Here is a 26,804-nt window from a genome sequence, read left to right on the forward strand (position 1 = left end):
CGGCAGCCTCACCAGGACGCAATAGCCGACCGAGCACCGTGACAGCCTGCCCCAGCCTCACCCGGAAATGGACATCAACTCACGAACCGCCCTCTCACATTCAGATCTTGGCCCTGAGGCCCCTGAACGGAGTCAGAACTGACCTACCGCTGGAGTGAGTTGTCACTGACGCAGCCATGCGGTCGTAGTAGGCACGTGACTCGGGCTGGGACAACGAGGCGAACGCGGCGAGGTAGAAGGCCCGTTTGAGCTGTTTGTTGCCTCGCCTGGAAGGATGTTCGCCGGGGACGGACGAGCCCGAGGCTCTGGTCACGGGTGCCAGGCCGGCGTAGGCGGCGAGGTGGCCGGCGGTGGCGAAGCTGCTGCCGTCACCGACGTCGACGAGGATGCGGGCGGCGGCCTGCCTGGCGGCGTGAGCGTGCGGCTGGCGCGAGGAGGCCTATCGTCCATCGCCACAGGCGCCGCCCTCCTCGTGATTGCGGTACTGAGGCTCGTCACGGCGGGAGTTGCCGGTGTGTCAGGTCAGCCCCAGCGCGTCGGCGATGCCAGCGGCTACCTCGGGGTGGGCCAGGTAGCGCTCGATGGCATGGGGCTCTTCTTTGTTGTCGACCTCGATCTCCTCGAGCGGCTGTCCCCAGCGGGGTGTCAGGGGATGGCCGGTGGCGACGAAGTCGTTGACGTCGAAGGTGTCCAGCCAGGGGGTACCCGGATGCGTCCGCTCGTCGGCTGGGAGGTTCCTGACGACAGCGTCCAGGCCCAGCGGCGAGCCCGCGGTGATCCAGAGCTTGGTACGGGCACGAAGGCCGTCGTCGGCGAGGAGGTCTCGCGCGACGACCGAGCCGAGGCTGTGCGATACGAGGACCACCGGTCCTGTCGCCGGGACGAACGTCCGTACCTCTGCCAACACCGGGGCGCGGCCATGTGTCAGGTAGACGGCGACGTCGCGCAGGAACAGTTCGATGATCCCCGTGTCAAACTTGGTGTTGTCGGCGAACCAGCGCAGGACCCGGCGGGCGCCGCGCCACGAGAGCAGATCCTGCAAGCCTTCGCCTTGCGTCTCCCGCTGCACGAGGGTGGCACCTTCGTCGCTCCTCGCGGACGCCAGGTCCTGCAAGAGCTCGCGCTCGACTCGGCCGACCTTGGTGCCGAGTTCCGGGTGGAACGGGTCGGCGCCGTCGGTCCGGTCGCGGCGCAGGCTTTCGAGGTCGATGTCCGTGTCGCTCACGGCCAGTTCGCCCTCAAGCTGCTTCAAGAGATCGCCGTAGAAGGGGAACGCGACCGGCACTTGGTTGGCGGGGGGGCGCCCGGCCAGGACGAGGCCCGCGGCCAGCCCAGCCGACCACTTGCGTTGCAGCTTGCCGGGATCCTTGCCGTGCTGGCAGCGGCCGTGCACGAACAGCAAGGTCGGCGTCATGAATTGCCTGCGTCGTTCCTCGTGAGCGCCTCGTCGACGAGGGCGCGCATGTCGGGGTTGAGAGCGGCCCTCGCCTCCTTGAGGCGCTTGACGATGCGGTTGACTCTCAACCCCTCGTTGGCCAGGTAATGGATGGCTTCCTCACCCATGTCGCGCGTCCAGATCTCGCCGGTACGGGTGAGGAATCTGTCGCCCTTCATGGCCGCGAAGCCTCGACAGTGCAGGGCGACCATTTCCCATTGGTCGTTGAACACCGGTGATCCCGAGGAGCCGTCGCGGGTGTCGCTCGTGTAGCGCAGCCACTGGACGTCCTTTGACACCACCCGGTTCTCGCGGATGCTCACGCGCTTGCGCTCGCCGTCGGGGTGGTGGATGACGTTGACCGCTTCGCCGTTGAGGCATTTGCCCTGTTGGCCGATCAGGCGTACCCAGCCCTGCCTTTCGCCGGGCGGCGCACCGTCGAGGTCCTTGAGGGCGACAAGGGAGAAGTCCAGTTCCTCGTCGGTGAACCAGAACGTCCGGCGGTCGAACGGGACGCTTGTGAACGGCTTGTCCGTGCCGTCGTCGCTGTGCTCGTAGTCGAACTCCGCCGCGCCTTGCGACGGAGGGAAGTCGTTGGGCGTGACATGGTTATTCGTCATGAACAGGCGGGGCGAGACCAGCACTCCGGACCCGTATGCGACAGCCGGCTGACCCGGCTCCTTGTGCACCACACGCCCGACCGCCCGGGAGACGACGAGGCCGCGGCTGAGGAATGTGACCCACAGAGAGTCATCCGCACCGATGTGCACCTCGTTGCGGGGGTCGTGCGCCTTGCGACGCTTGCGCCTGCGCTCGACGGCGCTCTTGTCGTTGGCGATAGTGGGGTCGTTGGCGGCGATGGCCGCGTAGGACCTGGAGATCTGGTCGGTGTCGGCCGCCCACCGCGCCGCGGCGCCGTCGGTCTCGTCGGGCATGTCTCCCCCAAGGGCAGGAATAGACCCAGGTTGCATCAGGGACGTCGTCACCCACGGAGGCGCGCGCGGGCAAACGGGTGATGCTCGGCTGACGCTCTTACCAGTGCGGTCTGCAGCGGCGAGCCGCGCCCCGCGGACCTCGTCCGTGCGGCCTTCGGCGCCCAGGAGCTGCGCGGCTTGGAGCGCGGTGTCGGTGACGTCCACGCATACGACCTGGTAGGGGGCACAAATTCCCCTGTCGATGGTCTCCGAGAGCGTCAACGTGAACGCCCTGCTGCCGAAGGGCCCTTCGGGGTCGTCTTCCATGCTCGCGACCAGCTCGCCCGGTGCGCCCTCGTCCCCGAGTTGCCACAGCCGCCGTACCGACACGCCTTCCTGCTCGTTCTCGACGGCGGCCTGCTACGTCCGGGCATGTACGGGCGCATCCCCGTGATCCGTGACCTCGCCCGTGCGAACTCCCTGCTGTACCGGCAGAGCACTGCCCTGCGGACCCGAGCGGTCGTCGAGCGCTTCCAGCGGGGCCGGGCGGCCGGGCCCGACGGGGAGACGCCACTCGGTGCACGCCGGGGAATCCTGGTGGGATTGTCCACCCACTTCTCGCCGGACGCCCTGGGGACGCTCGACCGGTGGCGTGGCGCCTTCGAGGAAAAGCGGAGCTTCGAGAATCGAGACCTGTCGCTCGTGCCGACCGTCTTCGACCGGCTGGACGTACGCCTGTGCCGGGCCCTGGTGTACCGCGGTTGGTGGCTCGCGGGTGCCGCACTCTGCGCCTATCACCCGGAGCTGCTCCCCGATGCCGCATCACTGACACCGCCGCCGACACCCTGACGTGCGAAAGTCCGCGCCTCATCTCGGTCTCGAGGTGCAAGCGCACCGTCATCCCCCTAGTGTGGTTTTTGGGGCATTTTTTCTCGTATGCCCGGGGGCTAGTCGTGGCCGCAGAAGCCGCTCTGCACTCCAGGGAGACACCATGGCCAAGCAACGCCCGGCCCGCCGTCCGGCCTCGGTCTACGCACTGGCCGGCATCCGGCTCTTCAACGGCGTCACCGGACTGCTGACGCCCACCCTGCTCATCCGGCGCCTCGACCCGGACCGTGACCTCAGTCCGGCGGCCGTCTACGCTTTCCGGCTCTTCGGGATCCGTACGATCCTGCTCGGTCTCGATCTGCTCACCAACCGCGGCCGGCGGCTCCAGGAAGACCTTCGCGAGGGCGTCCTGATCCACGGCAGCGACACCGCGACTGCCGCCCTGCTCGGCATCCGCGGCCAACTGCCGCCCCGTACCGCGGCCCTGACGACGCTCATCTCGGCCGTCAATACGACCCTGGCCGCCAGCGCGGCCGACTTCGGGAAGAGGAAGGGGAAGTGACCACGGAATCCGGTGCCCCGTCGGCCGAGACGGGCTTCGACTACGTCGTCGTCGGCGCGGGCGCCGGCGGTGGACCGCTGGCGGCCAACCTCGCCGAGGCGGGCATGCGCGTCCTGCTGCTCGACGCGGGTGGTGCCGAGGAGAACGACAACTACCTGGTGCCCGCCTTCCACGCCGATGCTTCCGAGGACCCCGTCCAGCGCTGGGACTACTTCGTACGGCACTACGCGGACGAGCAGCAGCACCAGCGCGACAGCAAGCTCGTGCCCGAGGGCATCCTCTATCCGCGGGCCGGGACGGTCGGCGGCTGCACCGCGCATCACGCGCTGATCACCGTCTATCCGTACAACCACGACTGGGACGACATCGCGCGGGAGACGGGCGACGCATCCTGGCGCGGCACTGCCATGCGCCGGTACTTCGAGCGGCTGGAGCGCTGTACGTACCGGCCCCGGCCCAAGAAGCCGCCCGGCAATCGGCTGCTGGCCGCCTTGTTGGAACTTCTCCCCTTCGCCGCGGCCCGGTACCGCAACGACTCGCGGCACGGGTTCGACGGCTGGCTGCCGACCGACCTCGCCGACCCCGAACTGATCATCCAGGACAAGCAGTTGTTGTCGGTCATCTTGTCCGCCGCGCAGGACACGCTCGCCGGCTTCATCGGCCGGCCGCTCTCCCCTCTGGAGGGGCTCGGATCCTTCGTCGATCCCAATGACTGGCGCGTGCAGACCGAGGGCCTGCAAGGGCTGTGGCAGATCCCGATCTCCACAGCCGACGGGCGGCGCAGCGCCGCCCGGGAACGTGTGCGGGCCGTACAGCGCAGCCACCCGGACAACCTGGTCGTCCGGACGAACGCCTTGGTGACGCGCGTCGTGCTGGACGAGGAGGGAGCGGCGACCGGCGTCGCCTACCTGGACCAGCCGCACGCCTACCGGGCCGACCCCGGCCACCACAACGGTCCCGCGTCGCCGGTCCCGCGCAGGGTGCTCGCCTCCCGTGAGGTGGTCCTCGCCGCGGGGGCTTTCAACACGCCTCAGCTGCTGATGCTCTCGGGCATCGGCCCACCTGAGGAGCTGGAACGGCACGGCATTCCGGTACGCGTCCCTCTCCAGGGCGTGGGCGCGAACCTCCAGGACCGGTACGAGATCGGCGTGGTGAGCCAGATGGACCGCGAGTTCCCGGTCATCAAGGACTGTGACTTCCACGCACCGAAGCCGGGAGCCGAACCGGACCGCTGCTACCGGGCCTGGCAGCTGGGCGAGGGCCTGTACACGACCAACGGTGCCGTCGTCGGCATCACCCGCAAGTCCCGCCCGTCGCTGGACGCCCCCGACCTGTTCATCTTCGGCGGCCCCTTCGACTTCCGCGGCTACTACCCCGGCTACTCGCGCGACCTGACACGCCACCGGGACCGCTTCACGTGGGCCATCCTCAAGAGCCGGACCCACAACACCAACGGCCGGGTGCGACTGCGCTCCGCCGACCCCCGGGACACCCCGCTGGTGAACTTCCACTACTTCACCGAGGGCACGGACGACGAGGCTCGGGACCTCAACGCGATGGCCTCCGCCGTGGAGTTCGTACGCAGCATGAACCGCAGTGCCGACTCCGTGATCCGCGAGGAGCTCTGGCCCGGCGAAGAGGTCGGCGACACCGAGAGCGTCCGCCGCTTCGTACAGGACGAGGCATGGGGCCATCACGCGTCCTGCAGTTGCAGGATGGGCCGGGCCGACGATCCCTCGGCCGTCGTGGACAGCCGCTTCCGGGTACGCGGTGTGGACCGCCTGCGGATCGTCGACGCCTCGGTCTTCCCCCGCATTCCCGGATTCTTCATCGCCGTTCCGATCTACATGATCAGCGAGAAGGCGAGCGACGTGATCCTCGGCGATGCGTCGCGCACGCGCAGCCCTGTGGCCGCATCGCGACACCCGACCTGACCGGGAACCGATCCTAGGAGACCACGATGAGCACGCAACGACGCACCGCCCCCCGGCGATCCCGCTCCGGGTACCGCTCATCCCTACCCTGGCGGATCATCACCCGTATCGCCGAGTTCGTCGACCGACGCACCGGCTGGAACAACCTGGCGGTCACGCCCGGCCTGCTGGCCCTTCTCGGCCTGCGCGTCAAGCTCCGTCAAAAGAACCTCCACGACACCTCCCGACTGCCTTCCGCCAACCTTCCCGATCCCGCGCCGCCCTCCCCGAGTCACCGGGTCAACCGGACTGCCGACGGCAGCCACAACGACCTCGACGAGCCGCGGATGGGCATGGCGGGGACCCGCTTCGGCCGCAACATCCCGCTGGACAAGATCGCCCCGGCCACGCCCGAGAACGTCCTGTCGCGGCCGAACCCGCGCGAGGTCAGCCGCGCCCTCCTCACCCGCCACGAGCTGATCCCGGCCGAGTCGGTCAACTCCCTGGTCGCCGCCTGGCTGCAGTTCATGGTCCGCGACTGGTTCAGTCACGGAACAAGCCCCATGGAACGGCCCTGGGAAGTGCCACTCATGGACGACGATCCGTGGCCGGAACGCCCTATGCGGATCATGCGGACACCGGACGACCCGACCCGGGACCCCCAGTCGCCCGCCGGCACTCCCGACACCCGCGTCAACGTCTCGTCCCACTGGTGGGACGCGTCCCAGATCTACGGGACGAACGAGGCGGAACAGCTCCAGGTGCGCACGGGCAAGACGGGCAAGCTGCACCTCTTCGGCGACGGGTCGGCCCCGCTTCCGTCCGACCCTTCTCGCGATCCCTCGCGCGTTCCCGGCTTCTGGCTGGGCCTCGTCCTGATGCAGAACCTGTTCACCCAGGAGCACAACGCGATCTGCGACCACCTGCACGCCGCCTACCCGTCCTGGGACGACGAGGAGCTGTTCCAGCGGGCTCGGCTCGTCAATGCCGCACTCCTCGCCAAGATCCACACGGTGGAGTGGACGCCGGCAGTGATCAGCCACCCCACGACCGTCAAGGCCCTGCGGGCCAACTGGTGGGGCCTCGCGGGCGAGCGCGTCCACAACCTCTTCGGCCGGATCTCGGAGAGCGAGACCGTCAGTGGCATCCCCGGCAGCAAGACGGACCACTACGGCGTCCCGTACGCCCTCACGGAGGAATTCGTGGCCGTCTACCGCATGCACCCGCTCGTCCGCGACGACTGGCACCTGCGCTCCGTCACCGACGACTCCACCCTCAGCGACTGCACCTTCCGCGACATCGCGGGACCCGAGGCGCTCAACATGCTGAAGACCAAGGGGATGGCCAACCTGCTCTACAGCTTCGGCACCCTCCACCCGGGACTGGTGACCCTGCACAACTTTCCCAAGTTCCTCCAGGACTTCGAGCGCCCTGACGGACAACGGCAGGACCTCGCCGCCACGGACATCCTGCGCAACCGGGAACTGGGCGTCCCCCGCTACAACGAATTCCGGCGACTGCTGCGGCTGAAGCCCGCGGCGAGCTTCGAGGACCTCACGGACAACCCCGTGTGGGCCAAGGAGATCCAGCGGCTCTACGACGACGACATCGAGAAGGTCGACCTGATGGTCGGGATGTACGCGGAGAAGCTTCCGACCGGATTCGCGTTCAGCGACACGGCCTTCCGCATCTTCATCCTGATGGCCTCGCGCCGACTGAACAGCGACCGCTTCTTCACCGACTACTACACGCCCGAGGTGTACTCCAAGGCCGGCATGGCCTGGATCGACGACAACAGCATGATCACCGTGCTGCTGCGCCACTACCCGGAGCTGCGCACAGCCCTCGCGGGGCTGAAGAACGCGTTCGTGCCTTGGCACACCGCCCGCGGCGGCACTCATTCCTGACGGGTGGTGACGCACCCGCTCCACGGGGTTCGACACTCCGTGGCACGCCGGCGTACTGAGCCAGGAGAGGCTTGGCCTGCGTAGCGGCCGTCCCGTCGGTCCAGGGGCGCGCCGGCCTCGGCATGCGCTGGCAGGAACTGATCGAACGCCGTGGGCGGGCTGTTGTACTGCGCGTATGCCAGATCAGAAGCAGTGCACGGTGGTGCGGACCGGTCAGTACGAGGGCGTGCAGGGTGGCACGTTCGGCGCGGGCATCAGCGCCCAGTCGGCGGGAGCGGAGCGACTGTGTCTCCACCGCCTGGTGATGCCTGCCGGGACCCGGGGGCGTCCTCACCTGCACGAGGGGCACGAGTCGGCCATTTTCATCCAGCCCGGAGAGGTCGAGGTCTGGCACGGGGAGGGACTGACCGAGCATGTGGTGCTGCGGGCGGGCGATTACCTCCACATCCCCGCGGACACCCCGCACATGCCGGTGAACACCGGTGCCGAGGACATGGTGTGCCTGGTAGCGCGGACCGATCCCGATGAGCAGGAGGGCGTCCGGCTGCTGGACCTGCCGGGGTGGCTGGAGTCCAGGGTCAGTCCGCTACGCGTCGGGGCCGGCTGAGTTGCGGGCGGCCAGGTTGAACCCGCGGTCGTAGACGTTCACCGTCTCCGGTTTCCGCCGCCGGTCGGCCCGCATGATCTCCTCGGTGCTCGCGCCGTTCAGACTTGCTTGAATGGCATGACCACCTCGCAGACGGTGGAAGCCGTATGCCGAAGGATCGATCCCGGCCTCTCCCATGCGCCTGTGTTGCGTCGAGTGCAGCGCGGCGCCGCTCGCACCGGCCTTGTGGATCTGCGCGTCCCTTGAGTGAGGTGCTTCGCCCGTAGCCAGGAGCGGACGACGAGGTCCGCGCTGCTGATCAGCACCGTGTGGCTGGCGCTGCCGTAGGCAGGCGCGTGAATTGGTGCCCGTACAGCTGCCGCATGATCGTCCGCCGACGTGCACGGGCGTCTTTTGTCGTAGACGCCGCCACCATTGCCTCCCCATCGGTGAACCGTGCGCGGAGCGCAGGTTGATGGCGTCGGCTCGAATGGCGTGACAGCGGCGTCGAGCAGCTCATTTGTCCTGGTTGACCTTCGGCTGACTGCGGGCCCGTAGATCCGTCGATCGGATGTAGCTCCCGGCTGTGCAGCCACAGGGTCGCAGTGTCCCGCATCGCCGATGCACTCGAGCGGTGCAGATAGGCTCGTAGGTATGGGAATTGACTGGGAGAACATGCTCGGTACAAGCGGGAACGGCCTCGACGATGCATACGACGAGGCTGTCTCCTCGGTCATTTACAGCGAGACCCCGAGGGACGACCATCGGCCACTCCCAGTCGGCGAAGAGTGCGACGACACAGATGGCCTGCGTTGACCTGAGGACAAGCGCAGACTGCCCCATGGGCGGGGGGTTTGCCGGGCTTGGTCGGCGCTTTGACAGGCATTGGAGCTTGAGGCCTTGGCCCCGGAGCGAATCGGTGGTCAACCGTGACATCAGCAACTCCGCCTCGCTGTGCTCGGATGAGCGCGCCATGGGTAGCGATCGGAGACTCGCTATTCGTGACCGTGGTAGCCGAAGGGTGGTGCCCTCGCCACCAGTTCTTCCTTGGCTGTCTGTGCTGACGGCTGGGCAACGCCGTGCGCACGTTTCCGGACGATGCCTGAAGTGAGGCTGGGCGCGCTGACCGACGAGTCAACGTCGACCGGAGAAGCATGGGTCTGCAACTGGGCGGCACACACCCGAGCCCTGGTTCGTACCCCTGGGTCCTGCGACTACGAGGACTGGTGCCACTCGCGGGGTCGGGCCAGCGCACCAAGGTGATCAACTCGGCGTCAACATCACCAGTTCAACTTCAGTAGGATTCGCCCAGTCGAGGAGTTCGCGGGCCGCGTCCCGGTCGGTCATGTCGGCCGGGGTCACCATGATCATGACGGGCATCCCTTTGGTGTCGACCACGATCTGTCTCTTGCGGCCGAGCCTGTAGCTGGGGCCGTTGATGGAGATCACGTCGCAGTGGTGCAGGAGGCGGTCGAGGATGGCGGTGGCGAGGACCTCGTCGCCGAACACCTGTCCCCATTCGCTGAAGGTCTTGTTCGAGGTCAGGATGATGGGGCCCTTTTCGTAGCGTTGCTGCACATGCGGGTGCGGCACCGCCTACTTCGAACTCGACACCAGCGAGGTAGAGCCCGCACCCACCGGACCCAGCACGGTCGTGGCGGCCGAAGCGCAGCTCGTCACCGAAGCTGGCGAGTGCCCAGGCGAGGTCCTGGTCTTCACGCAGGACGGCTACCTGTCGTGGCTGGAAGTCTGTTCATGGAGCGACGACATCGAAGTGACACTCGCCGCCGCGCGTCACTGGTTGCAGACACGCTCTTGATCTCGAACGACCAGCGTCCAGCGGCCTCCGCGACACCACCGACATCACAAGTTCAAGTTCAGTAGCTGCGGCTCCCCGAAGCTACGGGGTGTTTACGACTTGGAGACGGAGCACACCGGACGGGGCGAACGCCCCGTTTGACGGCGACGACCAGGGCGCCGGCTGGGACGAGTAGCAGCACCGACCGCGTCATCAGCGCCATCGATGGCTACCGCGCGTCCTACGCGACTTCGCCGCCTATAGGAGGTCAATCACGCCTACGCCCGCGCACGCACAGCCGCGCGACGAAGCCGATCATGAGCGCTGCCGCTTCGACGTTCCGCGCGGGCCGCGTCAGACTCCGGGCGTGGGCGAGGCTGAGAATGCCCGACGGATGGGGCGACGGTAGCCCTGCAGTCTGGTGCGGCGGTTATCGCAGGACTGTCCTGTCACACAACCGGACTCGATGGCCCACTTGCAGCTGTCCGATGGGGCGTGGTCGTGCAGCCTGCCTGTCGGAGAGACGGGGTCAGGGCGGCAGCTGGCGCAGTTGCGCTTGTAAGCGTTTCCCGCGGCGCAGCTCACCTCTGACGGCGCACCCGGCCTGGCTCAGTTCGAGGTTACCGTGACTCGCATGGGCAAACCGCCATCTGGTCAAACTAAATGGGGTGCTTCCCCGCCGAAGCGAAGAAGCACCCATTGGGCAACTTTAGGCTGTGGTGTACACCCAGCTGGTGCAGGTGCTGCTCGGTATCGCGTGGTCCGTGTGGTCTCCGAGGCACAGCTTAAACCTGAGCTGAAGGCCGTCGGTGAACGACTTGTTCTGCCATCCTAGTTCGTTGGCGCCCATGCTATGCCAGATGTAGCCAAACCGGACTCGATCCGTAAAATCGCCCGCATAGTCCCGGTCGTACAGCTCCCACATTACGACCGGAGACTTACCGTCTGCCGCGTAATCGTCCACCGAGAACCACTCCCCATATTCGGCGAAGCAGCCCTGCCCATACGACGCGACTCGGCATGCGTCAAATCCGTGACTGCCACCGCTGTCGACGTCGGTGTGATCGTGTTCAGCACTTACTGCAGCTGCGGGCAAAACTGCGACTGCCCATGCGGCGGCGGCGGCCGCTACGACAGCCATGAACTGTGATCGGCGTTTCATACGTTCTCCCAGTGTTCGCTTAGGACGAGAGATCCCGCCGGAACCATATCGGGACCTACCTCTTGTGGAATGCTTCGCGATTACACGTGTGCCATGCGCTTGCGTGTCACCATTGCGCCGGTTTCATCCGGGCAGGATCAGGCTTGTGGCGTCGGCCCTGATGTACGGGTAGCGGAGTTCCCGCCGGTCCTCGCAACGCCATCCCTGCTAGGGGTAGAGCCACCGCATGGTTCTCATCCGGTGGGGATTCCTGCAGGCGCTGCACCTTATCGAGTGCGGCAGTTCGCGGCAAACCATCGAGTGGTAGGACAGGCAACAGCGAGTGCCTCGGCCCGGATCCACCGATGACCATGGGGGGCAATCTGCGTCTTCCCAGGTCAACGTCGCTCACTGCGGCCTGGACCTGCTGGAGCAGGCGCTCCCGGGTCCCGTCGGCCGACCATAGGCGATGGCGTTCATAGACCGTTTTCCATGGGCCGAACCGTTCGGGCAGGTCACGCCACTGCCGGTCCGCACCTGTGCAGAATCCCGTCGATCCCCTGCCGATGATCCCGCCACCTGCCACAACGCCCGTTGCTGACCGGGAGGAACGGCCACAGCCGTTCCTACTCCGCGTCACGCAGATCACCCCGCCCCATGTCCACATCAACGACACGACTGTGGAGTAGCCACATGATCGGCCGGACAAAGTCCTAGACGGGTGTCAGGGCGGTGAGGGCTTGGCGTAGTTCGCGGACGGCGGGTCTGCGTGCGTGCGGGCGCAGGTGTCCTACGGTGCGGCGGATTTCTCCGAGGGCCTGGCCGAATCCGGGTCCGGCGGCGAGCCGGAGGGCGGTCAGGCCGGTTGCGGCGGCCTGGTCGGGTTCGCCTGCTGCGGCCAGAGCGCCGGCCAGGTGTGCGCTGAAGAACGCACGGTCTCTGGGTGCGAAGACCCCACGGGCCAGGTGCTGGCGCAGCAGGTCCACGGCTTGGGTGGACTGGCCGGCTTCCGGTAGCTGATGGCGCTTTGGGCCATGAGCCGGTCGGTGTTGTACCCGGCGCACAGGGGACCGGTGCAGGTTGACGGTTCGGCTGGTCCGGCCTCGCCGAGTGCGTCGTGTGCCTGGTCGAGGCTCTGAGCGACGGTGTCCGGGCGAGCGCCGGTCACAGCGAGGGCCCGCGCGTGCTGCTGGAGGGCTTCGGCGCGGGCTCGGGGCGGCAGTTTCCAGGGGCCGTGAGCGGCTGCGCGGGTGAGGTCGAGCATGCGGGCGGCGTCGCGGCGGTCGGTGGCCTGCGCCTTGCGCAGGAGTACGTAGGCCTGCATGGGGCCGTCGCCGGTGAGGGTCGCCCATTCCGCGGCGCGGTCGTAGAAGTACAGGGCGACGTGGGGCGGGGCTCCGGCGTCGCGGTGGAGGAAGGCCGTGAACTCCGCCGCCCGGGCGCCGATAGCCAGCAAATCCTTGCGCACCGCCTCGGATGCGTTGTGTGCAAGCGCGTCGATGACACAGAGGATGTCCGTCGCCTTCGGCAGGGCGTTGCGCGGCCCGGTGCTTCCGTCGGCGCGGGCGGCCTCGTCGAGGGCGGTGCGCAGGTGGTCGACCAGGGCGCGGTCATTGTAGCGGCCGGCATCGGCGAGAGCCGCCGTCAGTTGACCCCTACCGGCGGTGCTCACGACGGGTGTGGCACCGGCGAGTACGCCGTGCAGAAATGAGCGTCGCCGCACCGCGGCTTCCCCTTCCTCGATAGCGGATTGTGCCTGGCCGCGGTGCGGGGTGAAGCCCAGTTCTTGCAGGGGGACGCCGAACATCGTGCGCAGCACACGCCTGGCCGACCGGGTCGGCCAGCCCGGTCGCGCGGACTCCCAGCGGCGCACTTGCCGCACGTCGATGCTGGTCGGCTCGCCCAGCGCCGCGGCGTGCCGAGCGTAGGCCTCGGCGACGTCGGCCTGGCTGTGCCAGCCCCGTTCCAGGCGGGCCGTACGAAAAGCCGGGTTTCCTGGGATCTGCGACATGGCTACCCCCGGCCAGGACGGTGCAGCGAAGGTCGGCCGTCGACTGCGGCCGCGACCAGTGTCCCGCTGACGGTACTCCCGTGGGATGTCCTCCAACATGTCCTCGCTGCCTTCCACGGCCACTCGTACGGTCCTTGGGCGAGGCCTGGTTCCGCCAAGCGTCCAGCCCTCCGCTTGTTGACCACTGCCAGGAGGGACGCGCATGGCCGTATCCACACAGTCCACCGGCTTCTTCGTGGCGCCGGAGGGTGAAAACCACGATGACGCGCTTCTGGACATCACCGTCATCAGCGAGTCCGTCGCCATCGTCCTCGAACCCCGCGACACTCCTCCGCCCGCTGCGTTGCCTGTGGTTCGCATGGCTCAGCGGCCACCTCAACCTTCTGCTGGACGTCATCGGCACCGGCCCGGCCGCAGACCCCGCAGTGGCCGGGGACGACCAGCTGGTGGCCGAAGCCGTAGCCGATACCCGCCGCGTGCTGGAAGCCGGACTCCCTACCGGTGCGGACCAGGCCTACGTCCGGTTGCAGGAGCTGGCCCGCACCTGCCGATTCCTGCTGGGACTGGCCCACGACCGCGCTGTTAACGGCCGACCCCACACGCAGCCTCACTGAACCGATCAACGGCGCCGTCCGCGCCATCCACGGCAAAACGCACCTACACCGCGTGTCTCGGCCCGATCCCGTGCCGAGTGATCAGCCAGCCCGTGTAGAGGGCCAGACCTGGAGCTCCTTTTGACCACCACCCCGTCCAGCCCCGCCGTCGAACTCCTCGACGCACGCCACATCCATTTCGTGGAAACGGCGCCGCCCCAGCTGAACGCCGCCCAGAGCGCGGCGATGAACCGCAGGTGGGAGGCGATGACCGGAGACAACCCCTCACTCTTCGACGGACCGGTCGTCGTGTGCACCGGGGTGGAGTGGAAGGACCCCCTGACGATGGTGCTGTCGTGGTGCCGCGCCACCTATCGTCTCCTCACCTTGCGCCTGGACACCGAACACGCTGCCCCGGCGCCGTCCGTCTTCGTCACGGTTGGCCAGCCCACCAGCGACGGGGCTCTGCTCGTGGGACGGATGGCGGCCTCCACCGTCGCCTCCGGGCGGTGGCAGCTGCCCGGAGGCACGATCGAGCCGCCCACCGCAACCGGCAGGCTCGACCAGGACGCGCTGGCCCGGCATGCCGGCCGGGAACTCGCCGAAGAAGTCGGCTTCACGGTTGCGCATGAGAAGTTGACGCTGTGGGCGGTGACACGCGGAAACTGGGGGAACATCGGCCTGCACTTCCGCGCGCCCGCCCAGCCGGCCGCCACACTTGAAGACGCCTACCGCAGGCTCAGCACCCGTCCGCGGGCACAGGGCTTCATCCCGGAACTGGACCGGATCGCCTTCATCCGCTCACGAGCCGACCTCGCCGGGCTCGGCGGCCCCACGGCCGACTTCCTCGCCCTACTCGCCGCACTGCACGCGCAGGCAGGCCAGCAAGGGATCGGGGGATAGACTCTGGCGGCCAGCGGCACTGAATGGGTCAGGCGAGCCAGTAGGCGCGTGACCCACGTCTCACTGGCTAACAGTGCCGGTGATCCGTTGTCACCCGGCCGCCTCTTGTCCTGGGGCCGGTCCATGAGCTGAACAACTGGCCGCTATAGGTGATGAGAGGTGTAGGACACCATCGCTGGTGAGGCGGCGGAGTTGATTGCGGGGGCGATGGGGCCCGGTACGGTCCACCTGCCTCCGTTTTGGGCGGAGGACCAGACTTTCTGATCCCCGAGTCCCTTCCAGGAAAGCCTCGGCACCCCGTCCTGTGTACCGATGGCTGGCCCGTGGCTGGTATGGATGGCCCCGTCGGTCGGGACGGCCGGACGGGGCGCCGACCAGCTACTTCCCGGCTGAAAGTCCGACAGCCAGATGCGCGCATCGCTTTGGGTACCTTTGTAGGCCATGGTCAGGCCGGTCAATGACGGGATGAGGGCCGGAGTGTCGCTGAGCAGCACGGTGCCTGCGGCGACCGGTAGCGGTTTGATGGCTGACCAACTGCTGCCGTTGAACTGCACCCAGTACGGGGACTCGTCGCCGATCGCCTTCCACACCATGAAGACGGTGTTGCCGAACGTTGCCATGGCGGGGCCGTGGCTCGTTTGGGCTCCGATCTGCCGGGGCTGGGACCATCCCGGGCTGCCGTTGGTCGACCACATCAACGCATTGTTGTTGGGCTCACGCCAGGCAATCACCTCACGGCCGCTGAGGATCGCAATGCCTGGCCGACCCGTAGTCTGGAACGGACCGGACTGCGTGCGCACGACGTAGTGCACTCCGAGACGGCTGTGATAGATGCGCTGGTCAGTTCCGGACCCCTTGTGGACCATGTGCACGTCGCTCGACGCCTTGGCGACGGCCAGTGAGGGTGCGTGGGTGCTGCTGAACCCTCCGCCAAGCTCTCGGGGGCCCTTCCAGCCGCTCAGCCTTGACCAACTCGCAGACCACAGGCGCTCGTCTCCGGAGACGCCACGCCACACCATCTTGAGCTCATTGTTCTGGGGGAACACCAGTCACTGCCCTTCTATCGGATGGAGCCAGTCCTGACGTCTCTTTGAGTAGCCGCCCGTGACCGGTCGCTAACCAACAGCCCAGTGGGTACGACCGAACGCGTCACGTCTCCATGTGGCAAAGTCACCGCGCGGGCGTATGCCGCCACACGCCGATCGTTATTTAGGGGGCGAAGGCACTTCGTCCAGGTCCGGGTCCGCGCAGTTGGATCGCGTCATGCATGGTGCCCGTGTTGTCATTGAGCCGCGTACGTGCGGCCGACGGAGAGCTCCCTGTTCCGCTTGGCCGCCTTCGTACGCGGGTGCCGGAGGCAGTGCGATGCCGCCCCAGCGCGCTTGGAAGGCCGCAAACGCGGCCGCCCTCCGGATCACCGCCGCCCCGTGGAGGATGCCGACAGCCTGCACCAGCTGTCGTGAGGTCCGTGCGGCGAATCCCCGTGCAGGCGAGAATGGAGGAAAATGGGGGTAACGGAAATGGAATACCTGGTAGTCGTGGGGATCGGTCTCAGCTGGGGCCTCTTCCAGGCCTGGCGCGGCGGCGCATTCGGCGGCAGGTCATCGCGAAGGCAGCAGCGTTCCGGATCGTGGCAGAACGACGGCGTCAGTTTTTCCTGCGGTGGCGGTTCCTCCTGCGGTGGCGGTTCCTCCTGCGGTGGCGGCGGAGGCGACTGACACCACGACCCGTCCGCCAGCCGTCACACGCCGCCGGACCGCAAGGGTTTCCTGCGGCGTCAAGGGCTGGCCCGCCGGCCCTGAACCCAGGGACCAGCGAGCCAACCGTCAACGACGGGGCAGCAAGGGCGGTCGGCCCACCGGCTTCGATACAACGGTCTACCGGCGCCGAAATGAGGTCGAGCGCACCATCAACAGGCTCAAGACGTTCCGCGCGGTCACCACCCGCTACGACAAGAGGGCCTCGTCTTCCACGGGACGGTTACCGTTGCGGCGATCCGTCTGTGGCTCCGTCCGTGACCACCGCGGTCTCGCCTACTCGTCTTCCGGGACCATTACGCCGAGCTCGACTTCCTGGAAGACGCGTGACCACCAGGCTTCTTCGTCCTCGAACGCGCTTGGATCGCTCTGCCGTGCCCGTTCGATCACGTCCTCGGTGAAGTCCTCGTAGTCGTCGTCCGCGTCGCTCTTTCCCGAGCAGACGAACGCCTCCCACACCTCCAGGACCTTCTGCAGACCCGCAACCGAGGAGTTGACCAGCCCGTACTGCTGGTCACCATCGCCTTCATAGCCGCGGACCATCCAAACTTCGCCACTGTCGATCAGCAGCCAGTACGTGTTGACGCCGTCCTCGAACGCACCGAGAAACGCTGCCCGACCCGGCGGAAGGTCGCGGACATCCAGCTCCCGCCCCGAGTCCCGCACGAACATGCCACTGCAGTCGGCCGGCAACCCATGCTCGATCAGCCCAGACACTGCCTCGGCGCTCACACACAGGCGCGTGAGAGAAGTCGCTTCGTATGGCAGCCACAGTGCGCTCGGCAACCGACACCCCCGTACTTGATCCGTCCATCCGATCCTCTCAGACGCGTGAACGACCCATCGGACACGACCTAGAGCCGTTCGACACCGCAGCCGCCCTGACCGCCACCAAACTGCTGCGGGCCGGGCACCCCTGGACGGCCGTCCACGCCATCCACGCGGCCCGCCCCTCGGCAGGCTTCCCCGCCGGCCGCTACCTCCTCGCTCTGGAACCTGAGCTGTACGACGGCACCGGCGTACAGGCCGTCCATCCGGATCACTGAGCGGCATGCGGTAGACGATCCCCGGTAGAGAGACGGGCCCAGCTCGACAGTGGCGCAGACCGGTCGGCTGGATGCGAGCGTGTCGGCGCTGCCGAAGGCGCTCTCTGGCCGCGATCACCGACGGTTTCCGCCACGTCGGCTGACCGTTTGGCCGCCGCGACGCCCTCAGCAACCGCGCGCCGTCCTCTGCCGCGAATCGGCATGCTGGGATGCCGAGGCCCGGAGGCGGTCCGGCTGTACCAGAGCGCGGGAAAGCGGTCCGGGCCCGCGCACCCATATCGGCGCGGACTGATCATGAACCTCGCCGGGACAGCGCCACGCTGTATCCCGGAGAGGAAAAGACGAGGCGACGCGCACCGTGTGGCGCTGCCGCTCCCCTCCCGTGTCTCAGGAGACCGAACGCCCCTACGCCGATGCCCTCGCAGGCCCGGACAGCAGCAGGACCGGGTGGGTTCGAACGCTTCTTCCGGAGTTCTACCCGCCTGGGCCTCCTCAGCCACTGAGGCTGATCCTTTGGAGTGGACACCCTGACAATCGATCTTGATGGTCCAGGGAGGGATGCCCAGGTGGGACGCAAGTCTCCGTATCCGGAGCAGTTCAGGAAGGACGCGGTCGCGCTCTACCGCGCTGCGGCCGGCAAGCGGACGTACGCGGTGGTGGCCGCGGATCTCGGCATCACTGCGGAGTCACTGCGGACGTGGGTCCGCAAAGACGAGGCCCAGGCCGCGCCCGTGGGCCGTGACGGCAGCGTGAGCGCGGTGGAGGAGCTGCCCCGGCTGCGGGCGGAGAACGCCCGGCTGTTGAAGGCGGAGAAGGATTGGCACTTGGAGCGCGAGATCCTGCGCCGGGCAGCCGCCTATTTCGCTCGGGAGGTGAAGTGAGCCCCCGCCGCTGGGGCTTCATCTCCGAGAATCGTGCCGACTTCGGCGTCAAGCGGATCTGCCGGGTGCTCGGGGCGTCCCGCGCCGGTTACTACCGGCACCTGGCCACCGAGCAGGCCCGCGCCGAGCGCCAGGCCGAGGAGAAGCAGACAGTGAGCGAGATCCGCGCCATCCACACCGAGCACCAGGGGGCGTATGGGGCTCCGCGCGTCCATGCCGAGCTGCGTGCGAGGGGGCGGAGAATCAACCGCGAGCGCGTCACCCGGCTGATGCGGGTCAACCACATCGTCGGGCGGCACCTGCGGAGGAAGAAGCGGACGACGATCGCGGGCAGGACCGCGCCGCCCGCGCCGGACCTGGTGATGCGCGACTTCACCGCCAACACGCTGAACACCAGGTGGTGCGGTGACATCACCTACATAGCCGTCGGCGCGACGTGGCTCTATCTCGCCACGGTGATCGACATCTGCTCGAGGAGGGTGGTCGGCTGGTCGATCGCCGACCACATGCGCACCTCGTTGGTCACCGACGCCATCGAGATGGCCGTGGCCGCCCGCGGCGGCCGGGTTCGCGGCGTCGTTTTCCACACCGACAGGGGTGCCCAATACAGTGCGGCCGCCTTCGCGGCGGTGTGCCGCCGGCACGGTATCCGGCGCAGCATGGGCCGGGTCGGTTCGAGCTATGACAATGCCCTCGCCGAGTCGTTCTTCCAGGGCCTCAAGCGCGAGTTGCTCCACGGGAGGCGCTGGACCTCGAAGGCACAAGCCCGGCTCGAGCTGTTCCGCTGGCTGTCGTACTACAACCGGCGCCGCCGCCATTCCGCGCTCGGCTACCTCGCACCAGCCAAATTCGAACAACAACTGATCACGACACGTACGCTGTCACTCGTCGCATGAAACGCGGTGTCCACTCCCCGGGATCAACCTCACGGGTCCGTGCTCCCGCGCGGGTGGACGGAAGCCACGGGCCCCATCTGGTGTTCTGGGGAGCAGTCCCCCAAGGCTATTCGTCGTCCTCGTCCTCGGGTTCGGATTCCCTTACGAACCAGAGATCGAGGGTGTACTGCTCGGTAACAGGGTTCTGCTTCCAGGCCTGACCGATCCGCTCGGTAGTCCAGTCGGTGTCAATCCGGCTAAGGGTCTCGGCGTAGTAGGCCGCCGTGGCGGCACGTCCCGTCCAGGATGCGTGCCCCTCATACACGCCAGGGCGGGGCAGTGTCATCTCTCCGGCAGGACCGAGGGTGAGTTGGCCGACCACCAGGATCCCGGTCTCCGACTCGATCGTCACCGGCAGGGTTCCTTCCACGTCAGTGGGTGGTTGCCGAGGGGCGTCCCAGACGCGGATCGCCACCTCAACCGTCACATCGGGCTGCAGGCTGTACAGGTACAGGTGGTAGCCGTTTCCGCCGACGACATGCTGGTGGGCCAGGTCGACGGCGGCGCTGTCGGTGAGGTAGGCGTCAGCATCGTAGACCTCGACGAGGCGGTAATTCGGGCGGGCGGGAGTGCGGTACTCGGTGATGAGTGCCATCGCCGTCTCCATCGGTCAGGGGTTGATCTTCACGTAGAAGGGATCACCGTCGAGGATCCGGTTCTCTTCATACACCTTCTGTATCAGCAGGCCTCCTCTTCCGTTGTCTCCTCCGTCGACGGGCGTACCGAGAAGCGGTTGTCCCCCTTCGTCGAGCCTTCGTAGGTTGAGGCGAAGGGATATTCGTCGCACTCCAGGGGGGTCCCGCTGTAGTCACCCCACACTTCCCTGCACTCCCTGATCGACTTGTCCCGGTTCTCGTCCTGCTTGGTCTTGTTGATGCGGCGGTGGAGGGGTTCCGTCGATCCTGGCACGGTCTTGCCGGCCCAGGAGGGGAAGGTGCGTTCGGGGAGCTGCTGGGCATCGAGTATGTGCCGGGCGCTCTGGTCCACGGAGGGGTCCTTGAGGCTCATCACGAGTTCCACGCGCGCTTCTGTGAACACGGTGCCCTTGTACTTGCCTGCCGCGCGGCCGGTGTAGTCGAAGCGGACGCTGGAGTAGGCCATGACGGGATCCGTCCAGGGCACCGCGGTGGGTGAGCTCACCCGCATGTCCAGGGAGACCATCCCGGTGACGATCTGTGCGTTGGCGGGATCGAGTTTGCCGGTGTCGGGCGAGGTGTAGTTGAGCTGCCAGAAGGGTTTTGCGGTCCACTGCGCGATGTTCTCGCTGCGGGTGGTGACGGCCGGTTTGGTCATCTGGGGGTTGGGGCCGCTGGCCGAGGCGTTGATCGTGTGGCTGAAGTTCTGTTCGATCTTCCACGTCGCGGGATTTTCACCGGCGACCGCCTTGGTGCGGATGTTCTCGATGCTGCTGGTGTAGTCGACACGGCGGGATCCGTCGTAGGAGAAACCGAGGATCCACAGGTCGAACCAGAGTTCGCCTCTCAGGTGGCGCTCTTTGTCCATGAGCTTGAGGGTCACGGGCTGGTGCACGCACGTCTCGAAGCGGCTCTTTACCCAGCCCTTGCGGGTGTTCGCTTCCGGATGGGTGGCGCACTCGGTGCGCAGGTCCTTCTCCTGCTGGCTGACTGCGGCCGTGGCGTTCGGACCGGTCTGCGGAATCGTTTCTGCATTGACTGGGCCAGCTGTTCCGAGGCCGGCTGCGAGCATGAGCACGGTGGACAGGACCATCGTCGCGGTTCGGCGCCGACGGGCTCGGCCGGGCAGGGACGGGCGGCCGTCAGGCACGGAAGGCTCCTCGGCTATGGGCGGGGCGGTCACGGCAGTGGTTGGTCAGGAGCGGCACATCTGCCCCCAGCAGGCATCCAAGAGCTGGCCGGTGCTGGCGGAGTAGGTGGCGCGGAAGCCCTGGAAGGTCAGACCACGCTGCTCCAGTCCGTGGTTCGGCGCCGAGGACTCCACGGTCACCACGTTGGTGTCACCGGCGACAGGCGACTGCGAGCTGAGACCGAAGGTGGCTGCGGCGCCGGGCGCTCGGGTTTCCGTGGTAACGCGCAGGGTGTTCTGGACAACCCCGAAGGACTCGGCGGCGTGGACGCCGATGTCAGCCACCTCCCCCGGGGCGCTGTCCGCGCGCGCGGAGGAGCGGGGGGCGCTCTGGAGCGCGGCGGCGTTGCAGACCTTGGCGGTCTGCACGCATTCGGACAGGCCTGGTACCGAGGTCAGACAGGCGTCGGGGTCGGTGGCCAGGCACCGCGACAGCGCCTTGTGGTCGACGCCGTTGAGCGTTCCTGTCGACCGGGGAGGCACTGGGCTCGCCTGCGCTCGGGTGGGGCCGGGCTTGCTCACGGTCCACTGGGTGAACTTCGTGGCGTCCGTCAGCTTTGTGTTGAAGCAGTACGGCGCGGTGTAGACGGCCGTCGGGTCGGAAGGCAGTCCCTTCGACTGTCCGCAGATTCCCAGAGTGGCGACCTGGGCCGTGTCCGCGGTAGCGGCCCGGGACCAGGCCTTGTTCTCCGCCATGAACTGGACCCGGTTCGCGATCTCCGGGACCGTCACGTGCTGGGGTCCCATGACCTCCAGACCGATGTCGATCCGGTTGGAGTTCCCGCGTGGGACCTTGAGCTGGTCTGTGGTGCTGCCAACCCAGTTGAAGTCGTACAGCACGTCCCACTGGTCACCACTGGCCTGGCGGACCGTCATGTAGGTGTGGTTCATGTTGTCCGCGGCCCCCGGGTTGATTCCGGCCGTGATCGCCTTCGTCTTGCCCCCGCTGTTGCCCAGCTCGGTCCATCGTGGTCCGTATGTGCTGGTCGTCGCCCCGGTCTTCTCGGCGTAGAGACCGACCTCGATTCGGTTGGCGAACATCCCCCCTTCGGTGTTGGGCACCATGGTCAGGTAGTTCGACGCCTGCGCAGACCCGGCGTCCCCGCCACTGCCGAAGGTGATGGGCACGTTCCGCCAGGTGCCGAACGCACCGATCACCGGCTGACCGGGCTGGGTACAGGCCACCGCCCAGAAGAAGATGCGGGCCTGATGGGTTTCGTTACAGCTCTGCACCGGCGCGCTGGCACTGGCCGGCGACGCCGACGCCAGTGGCAGAACCACGGCCGACGCCACCGCCGACAGAGCCGCGAGCAGTCTTCCCCGTAAATGCAAGATTCCCCCTACTGAAGCATGATCATTTATATGACCAGGCGACTCCAGCGAATCGATGCATGCAGCAACCGGTTTGTCGCCAACTTGACCGGAACCGGAGGAAGGCTGCCTCAACCACCGCCCCGGGCCCACGCGGAGACCGTTTGCGGGCAGACAGCGGCTGCCAGGCGGAACTCAGCAGGCGCGCCAATCATGGCGACGAACTCCTGGCGGGCGGGCCCGGCGATGGCGTCCCGGCGTGGGTGGGCTACGAGGACGCGGCCGAACACGCCGGCGCCCGCGCGGTCTCCGCGCGCGACCTCGCCGGACTCGGCCGTGGCCACCGGTCCGCGAGGATCCACTTCGAGGACGCGGTCGCGCTGCGTAAGCCGGGGTTCGAGCGCGTCCGCGTCATGGACCGCGTCGGTCTGGCCGCCGCGCTGTTCGAGGAGGGCGAGGCCGAGCGGGGCGCCGAGGCGGCCCAGGCGGCGCTCGATCGCGCGGCGAAGATCGAACAGCGTCCCGTCGCAGGCCGCCGCCCTGTCCGGGCTGGTGCGCGGGATGGAACTCGTTTCCTGACATCGGGGCGCCTGGCAGGTGCAGCCGGAGCCGGTGCGCTGGCGGTGTCCGATCGCGACGGGCCAGCCGAGCCGGTCGTACGCGGCGGCGCTCTCGACGGTGTCGCGGCCGTGCAGGACGTGCAGGATGTCGCCCATGTCGCCCCCCGTGCCCGGTTGGGAACCTTAGGTGATGGTCACGGCATGAGGGTCCCCCTCAACAGGAAGGGCGACCCACAGGATTTCTGTAGGCCGCCCAACTGGCATATGGACTACCCCGCGGCGACGCCCTGCGTCACCCCGGGCGCCCACCCGCTCGCCGGGGCCGTGGAGCCGCTGGCAAGCGGTGACCTCACCGCGGAGTTCGCGGTCGCGCCCGGTGCCGGAGTCATCGTCCCGTGCACGCAGTTCGACGCCCTGGTCGTCGCCCACGCGATCGGCATGGGTGTCATGCTCCGCGCCGACGCGAAGAACCTGCACATCCCCTGCCTGACCGCCGGGCACACCACGGCGACCCTGCTCGTAGAAGCAGGCACCGGCAGCCTTCTCGCCGACTGCCCCCAGGTCCACGTCCGCTCCGGACCGCAGAGCTGGGTGGCGATGCCCCCCTCGTACGGCATCCGCTGGGACACGGCACCGGATGACGAACTCCCTCTCCCTCCCGCGGCTGCGGTGCGCCCGCACCTGGCGCAGGTGCTCAAGCTCGCCCTCGCCGCACGCGCACAGGGATGACCGCGGTGGCCGGCCGCACCGGACGCCGCCCCGGCGCCGTATCCGCGCCGTACCAGGTGGGAGATGTGGTGCGCGGACCCGAAGCCCTTCCCCCGGGCGACTACCGCACCCCCGCCATGTACGAGGGGGAAGTCGTCCAGGTCGGCAGCGGCTGGAAAGGTGTCGACGCGGACAACGCCTACCTCTGGTACGTCACCCCCGGCCCCCGCGCCTTCGACGTACAGCCGGTCCTCTACGACCTGACCCCCTTCGCTGCTCAACGACGGGCTCCAGCACCGGATCGAGGTGTCCGTCGCCGGCGTGCCGGCCGGACAGAGCGGCTGGAGCACTCCCACCAACCTCCTGCTGTGGCTGGACGAATCCCGAGAGGTCGTCACCGGCGCCCTGACCCGCCACGAGGAGAGCGAACCGACGGGCTCCTCCCGCTGGACGCCCGGCGCGCCCGGGGCCGAACACCGGCTGGACACCGAGGGCGCCCACCGGCTGACGGTCGCCGGGCACCTGGACACCTCCCACGGCCGGATCACCACCACCGTCACCCGCGCCGTACGGAACACATCCCTCCACCGCTGGGCAGACGGAGAGAACCACGACGCGCTCACCGCTCACTGGACCGACGAGGAGAGCGTGACCCGGGGGCCGACCACCACCCGCACGACGCGCACCTACACCATGGACGGTGAGACCACCCTCGGCGCGGGCGACCGGCTGCGCACCGTGCTCTCGCTCGGAGACCGGGCGGACACCGTCACCCTGCGCGGGGGCCGGAGCCGACCGCTCCCGGCTCCACGACGCCTACACCGGCGACGCCACCTACACGGCGAACGTCCCGCGCGACCAGCGGCACGCGGTCGCCACCACGTCGGCCCGCTACCGGCTGTACGGCTCGGACGCCGTGGACGGCTGCCATGACCGTACGGTGGCCACCGTGCAGGGAACGGTCACGGTGGACCGCCGCCGCTGCTGATCCCGGCGACGCCGGACGCCGAGAGGCCGCGCACGGGGAGGGGAATCCGGCCCATGGCACGCGGCTGTCATGCTGATCTCCGTACGTTCGCGGAGATCAGCCCCGAGGGAGCACGACCACCATGCCCAGCTGGCGCACCACCCTGACCGCGGCCGGGATATCGGGACCGCGACTGCGGGACGACTACACCCGTGCTGCCCGCCGGGTGCTGCACCGCGAGCCCGCCCCGTACCTCGCACTGCGCCTGCTCGCCGCACCGCCCCTGGTGCCCTCGCTCGCCGCGGGCCTCGCCTTCATGAACCTGGTCGACGACGTGGCCGAGACCGGCACCGCGCCCCAGCGGGCCGCCGGTCTCGCCGCGCTGGCCGAGCGCGTGGAGGCGGCCCTGACGTCCGGGGACAGCCCCGACCCGCTGCTGCGCGCCTACGCTCACGCCGTGACATCGCGCGGGCTGCCCGTCCACTGGGTCTCCCGGTTCCTCGCCGGGGCCGCCACCGCCGAAGCGAACTTCGACGGTTTCGCCGACGAGGCGCAGTTCCAGGGCTACCTCGACGCCTACGCCTGGCCCGGAGTGCTCGTCTTCACCGGACTCCAGTACCAGGGCGGGCCCACCGCCGAACAGGCCGAGGGCTGGCGGCCGTTCGTGGATGCCGCCCAGCGCGTCGACTTCCTGGCCGACCTCGCCGGTGACCTCGCGGAGGGCCGCCTCTGCATCCCGCGCGACCGCCTCGCCGAGCACTCCGTGACCCGGGCCGATCTGGAACAGGCCCGGGACACCGGGGCCGTACGGGCGCTCCTCGCCGCGGAGGCGGGACGTGCCCGCACCGCGCTCGACGCGGCCGTGGACGCCGCCATCACCGTCGGTACCGTGCGCACCGCCGGCATCCTCGCGCTCGCCGAGCCGGGGCTGCGGCCCGTCATCAGCACGATGGTGGAGCTGATGGCGCACCAGCTGAGCGCCATGGAGCGGGCGGGCGCCGGCGCCCTGCGCCGGGACGTCGGCTACGGGGTGGCGGCGCCCCTGCGCATCCTGCTCCGGGCCCGGGCCCGGACCCGTTCTAGTAAGGCCCGTTGACGTTGTCGATGGAGCCGTAGCGGGCGGCCGCGTAGTTGCAGGCGGCGGTGATGTTCGCGACCGGGTCGTAGGCGTTCTGCGAGGTGCCGGGCACGTGGTAGGCCTGGAAGGTCGGGGCGATGACCTGGAGCAGACCCTTCGAGGGGACGCCGTTCTTGGCGTTGATGTCCCAGTTGTTGATCGCCATCGGATTGCCCGAGGACTCCCGCATCACATTGCGGTGAATTCCGTTGTAGGTGCCGGGAATACCGTGCTTGGCCATGACGGCGAGCGATTCGCGGATCCACCCGTCGAGATTGTTGGCATAGGTGGTGGTGCTCGCCACGGCGGTCTTCGCCTGGGCGCCGAGGGCCAGTTTGATGCCGGGCCGAATGATCGCCGGGTTGTCGCCGACGACGCTGCGGTTCGCCTCGTAGAGCTTCTTCCAGCCGCCGCTGACCGAATGCTTGGCCGCGATCTGGGAAAGCGTGTCACCGGAGACCACGGAATAGGTGGTGGGGGCGGCGGCCTGAGCGGCGGCCTTATAGGCCTTCGGAGCGGCGGTGGTCTCCGCCGCACCCGCGGTGGTCGCGCTGATCAGCGGGAGGGCGAGAGCCGCGCCTCCGGTGCCCGCGAGGGCCAGCCTGCGGGTGATCGGGTGGTGCTTCGGCCGACGGTGCTTACCCTTTGCAGGCATGGCGCAATTCCTCACGTGGGGGGACGGGAGAGCCCGGGCGGCGCTCTGGGGGGACTGTTGGCCGCCGGGAACGAGGGTGACCGTAAGCGAGTGGGCGGGGCCTGAACAAGGCCGGAATTCCGGCGGGAGATCGACTTCCCGCTATCAGGGCTGTAAATGACCATGGTGGCGCCTTCGGGTAATTGCCGATTCCCTTTCCGGGAAAAGGAATCGGCCTCTCGGCCGGAAATGATGTTGACGTCGTCGGCGTGACTCACATCACGACCCGGCGGCCCGGCGGGCAATACGGGCAAGTCCCCGCTCCGCATGCCTCATTCGGGCGACTCGGACGACTGGGGCGTTGGTGATGGAAACGCCCATGAAGGACGCTTTCCGGCGTGTCCTGGGCCCGTGCGGCTGCTCGCGCCGTCCCCTCGTGCCGTGTCCTCCTGCCGTGCTCGCCCTGCCTGCTC

Annotated in this window: 22 protein-coding genes and 5 pseudogenes; 14 read left to right on the forward strand and 13 right to left on the reverse strand. The window is 68.1% G+C overall.

What is annotated here, in order from left to right:
• Window positions 1–151: 151 nt before the first annotated feature.
• From ACWDX7_RS09180 to ACWDX7_RS09190, 3 genes and pseudogenes are all read right to left on the reverse strand, one after another.
• Window positions 152–403: pseudogene (locus tag ACWDX7_RS09180) on the reverse strand (IS110 family transposase); the annotation flags it as partial.
• A 114-nt stretch (window positions 404–517) separates the two neighbouring features.
• Entirely contained in the window at window positions 518–1,414 is an 897-nt protein-coding gene (locus ACWDX7_RS09185; protein WP_451490902.1) for a hypothetical protein, read from the reverse strand.
• A complete protein-coding gene (locus ACWDX7_RS09190) occupies window positions 1,411–2,370 on the reverse strand; it encodes a trypsin-like serine peptidase (protein WP_451490901.1) in 960 nt (319 codons plus the stop codon). Before ACWDX7_RS09190 ends, ACWDX7_RS09185 begins: the two co-directional genes overlap by 4 nt.
• Window positions 2,371–2,715: 345 nt before the next feature.
• Between ACWDX7_RS09190 and ACWDX7_RS09195 the strand changes: the two genes are divergently transcribed.
• The 5 genes from ACWDX7_RS09195 to ACWDX7_RS09215 all read left to right on the forward strand — a co-directional run bounded on the left by ACWDX7_RS09195 (window position 2,716) and on the right by ACWDX7_RS09215 (window position 8,166).
• The gene (locus ACWDX7_RS09195) at window positions 2,716–3,198 is read left to right on the forward strand and encodes a hypothetical protein (RefSeq protein ID WP_451490900.1); all 483 of its coding nucleotides are present in this window, start codon (window positions 2,716–2,718) and stop codon (window positions 3,196–3,198) included.
• 142 nt (window positions 3,199–3,340) lie between these two features.
• Window positions 3,341–3,739, forward strand: coding sequence for a hypothetical protein (locus ACWDX7_RS09200; protein WP_451490899.1), 399 nt, complete (start codon window positions 3,341–3,343; stop codon window positions 3,737–3,739).
• Window positions 3,736–5,673, forward strand: a complete 1,938-nt coding sequence (locus ACWDX7_RS09205; RefSeq protein ID WP_451490898.1) for a GMC family oxidoreductase — start codon at window positions 3,736–3,738, stop codon at window positions 5,671–5,673. The genes ACWDX7_RS09200 and ACWDX7_RS09205 overlap by 4 nt, the downstream gene beginning before the upstream one ends.
• Before the next feature lie 26 nt (window positions 5,674–5,699).
• A complete protein-coding gene (locus ACWDX7_RS09210) occupies window positions 5,700–7,559 on the forward strand; it encodes a peroxidase family protein (protein WP_451490897.1) in 1,860 nt (619 codons plus the stop codon).
• A gap of 175 nt (window positions 7,560–7,734) precedes the next feature.
• On the forward strand, window positions 7,735–8,166 hold the full coding sequence (locus tag ACWDX7_RS09215) for a cupin domain-containing protein (protein ID WP_451490896.1): 432 nt from the start codon (window positions 7,735–7,737) through the stop codon (window positions 8,164–8,166).
• A gap of 1,242 nt (window positions 8,167–9,408) precedes the next feature.
• Here the strand turns inward: ACWDX7_RS09215 and ACWDX7_RS09220 are convergent.
• A pseudogene (locus tag ACWDX7_RS09220) lies at window positions 9,409–9,723 on the reverse strand (ATP-binding protein); the annotation flags it as partial.
• Window positions 9,724–9,799: 76 nt separating this feature from the next.
• Between ACWDX7_RS09220 and ACWDX7_RS09225 the strand changes: the two are divergent.
• On the forward strand, window positions 9,800–9,964 hold the full coding sequence (locus tag ACWDX7_RS09225; protein ID WP_451490895.1) for a hypothetical protein: 165 nt from the start codon (window positions 9,800–9,802) through the stop codon (window positions 9,962–9,964).
• 1,538 nt (window positions 9,965–11,502) lie between these two features.
• Here the strand turns inward: ACWDX7_RS09225 and ACWDX7_RS09230 are convergent.
• Window positions 11,503–11,704, reverse strand: a pseudogene (locus ACWDX7_RS09230) (transposase); the annotation flags it as partial.
• 236 nt (window positions 11,705–11,940) lie between these two features.
• On the reverse strand, window positions 11,941–13,095 hold the full coding sequence (locus ACWDX7_RS09235) for an XRE family transcriptional regulator (RefSeq protein WP_451490894.1): 1,155 nt from the start codon (window positions 13,093–13,095) through the stop codon (window positions 11,941–11,943).
• Window positions 13,096–13,355: 260 nt separating this feature from the next.
• Here ACWDX7_RS09235 and ACWDX7_RS09240 point away from each other — a divergent pair, with 260 nt between their 5' ends.
• Both ACWDX7_RS09240 and ACWDX7_RS09245 read left to right on the forward strand, forming a co-directional pair.
• Window positions 13,356–13,709, forward strand: coding sequence for a DUF6415 family natural product biosynthesis protein (locus ACWDX7_RS09240; RefSeq protein ID WP_451490893.1), 354 nt, complete (start codon window positions 13,356–13,358; stop codon window positions 13,707–13,709).
• Window positions 13,710–13,829: 120 nt separating this feature from the next.
• Complete coding sequence (locus ACWDX7_RS09245; RefSeq protein WP_451490892.1) at window positions 13,830–14,591, forward strand: NUDIX hydrolase; 762 nt, start codon at window positions 13,830–13,832, stop codon at window positions 14,589–14,591.
• Between the two features lie 143 nt (window positions 14,592–14,734).
• Here ACWDX7_RS09245 and ACWDX7_RS09250 read toward each other — a convergent pair whose 3' ends face one another.
• Window positions 14,735–15,637: a hypothetical protein gene (locus ACWDX7_RS09250; RefSeq protein ID WP_451490891.1), complete on the reverse strand. Its 903-nt coding sequence runs from the start codon at window positions 15,635–15,637 to the stop codon at window positions 14,735–14,737.
• Between the two features lie 751 nt (window positions 15,638–16,388).
• On the opposite strand from ACWDX7_RS09250, the pseudogene ACWDX7_RS09255 reads away from it, so the two are divergent.
• Window positions 16,389–16,609 (forward strand): annotated as a pseudogene (locus ACWDX7_RS09255) (IS5/IS1182 family transposase); the annotation flags it as partial.
• Between the two features lie 15 nt (window positions 16,610–16,624).
• Here ACWDX7_RS09255 and ACWDX7_RS09260 read toward each other — a convergent pair.
• Entirely contained in the window at window positions 16,625–17,080 is a 456-nt protein-coding gene (locus ACWDX7_RS09260; protein ID WP_451490890.1) for an SUKH-4 family immunity protein, read from the reverse strand.
• A gap of 29 nt (window positions 17,081–17,109) precedes the next feature.
• Here ACWDX7_RS09260 and ACWDX7_RS09265 point away from each other — a divergent pair, with 29 nt between their 5' ends.
• Window positions 17,110–17,394: a hypothetical protein gene (locus tag ACWDX7_RS09265; RefSeq protein WP_451490889.1), complete on the forward strand. Its 285-nt coding sequence runs from the start codon at window positions 17,110–17,112 to the stop codon at window positions 17,392–17,394.
• Between the two features lie 566 nt (window positions 17,395–17,960).
• Window positions 17,961–19,171, forward strand: a protein-coding gene (locus ACWDX7_RS09270) for an IS3 family transposase (RefSeq protein ID WP_451490888.1) whose coding sequence is annotated in 2 segments (ribosomal slippage) — window positions 17,961–18,207 and window positions 18,207–19,171 — 1,212 coding nt in all. Because the reading frame shifts where the segments join, the coding sequence is not laid out codon by codon here.
• Window positions 19,172–19,277: 106 nt separating this feature from the next.
• Here the strand turns inward: ACWDX7_RS09270 and ACWDX7_RS09275 are convergent.
• The 4 genes from ACWDX7_RS09275 to ACWDX7_RS09290 form a co-directional block, all read right to left on the reverse strand.
• Window positions 19,278–19,805 carry a hypothetical protein gene (locus tag ACWDX7_RS09275; protein WP_366865467.1) on the reverse strand — a complete coding sequence of 176 codons (528 nt, stop codon included), beginning with the start codon at window positions 19,803–19,805 and terminating at the stop codon, window positions 19,278–19,280.
• Between the two features lie 83 nt (window positions 19,806–19,888).
• Window positions 19,889–20,995, reverse strand: coding sequence for a NucA/NucB deoxyribonuclease domain-containing protein (locus tag ACWDX7_RS09280; protein WP_451490887.1), 1,107 nt, complete (start codon window positions 20,993–20,995; stop codon window positions 19,889–19,891).
• 45 nt (window positions 20,996–21,040) lie between these two features.
• Complete coding sequence (locus ACWDX7_RS09285; RefSeq protein ID WP_451490886.1) at window positions 21,041–22,267, reverse strand: hypothetical protein; 1,227 nt, start codon at window positions 22,265–22,267, stop codon at window positions 21,041–21,043.
• 209 nt (window positions 22,268–22,476) lie between these two features.
• Window positions 22,477–23,061, reverse strand: a complete 585-nt coding sequence (locus tag ACWDX7_RS09290) for a hypothetical protein (protein WP_451490885.1) — start codon at window positions 23,059–23,061, stop codon at window positions 22,477–22,479.
• A 108-nt stretch (window positions 23,062–23,169) separates the two neighbouring features.
• Here ACWDX7_RS09290 and ACWDX7_RS09295 point away from each other — a divergent pair, with 108 nt between their 5' ends.
• The 3 genes and pseudogenes from ACWDX7_RS09295 to ACWDX7_RS09305 all read left to right on the forward strand — a co-directional run bounded on the left by ACWDX7_RS09295 (window position 23,170) and on the right by ACWDX7_RS09305 (window position 25,676).
• On the forward strand, window positions 23,170–23,634 hold the full coding sequence (locus ACWDX7_RS09295; protein ID WP_451490884.1) for a hypothetical protein: 465 nt from the start codon (window positions 23,170–23,172) through the stop codon (window positions 23,632–23,634).
• Window positions 23,635–23,783: 149 nt separating this feature from the next.
• Window positions 23,784–24,601: pseudogene (locus ACWDX7_RS09300) on the forward strand (peptide-N4-asparagine amidase); the annotation flags it as partial.
• A 121-nt stretch (window positions 24,602–24,722) separates the two neighbouring features.
• Window positions 24,723–25,676 (forward strand): phytoene/squalene synthase family protein, encoded by a 954-nt coding sequence (locus ACWDX7_RS09305; protein WP_451490883.1) that lies wholly within the window; start codon window positions 24,723–24,725, stop codon window positions 25,674–25,676.
• Here the strand turns inward: ACWDX7_RS09305 and ACWDX7_RS09310 are convergent.
• Window positions 25,660–26,352: a LysM peptidoglycan-binding domain-containing protein gene (locus ACWDX7_RS09310; RefSeq protein ID WP_451490882.1), complete on the reverse strand. Its 693-nt coding sequence runs from the start codon at window positions 26,350–26,352 to the stop codon at window positions 25,660–25,662. The two genes, ACWDX7_RS09305 and ACWDX7_RS09310, sit on opposite strands and share 17 nt — an antisense overlap.
• Window positions 26,353–26,804 lie beyond the last annotated feature (452 nt).

This window comes from Streptomyces sp. NPDC003034 (genome assembly GCF_053591375.1).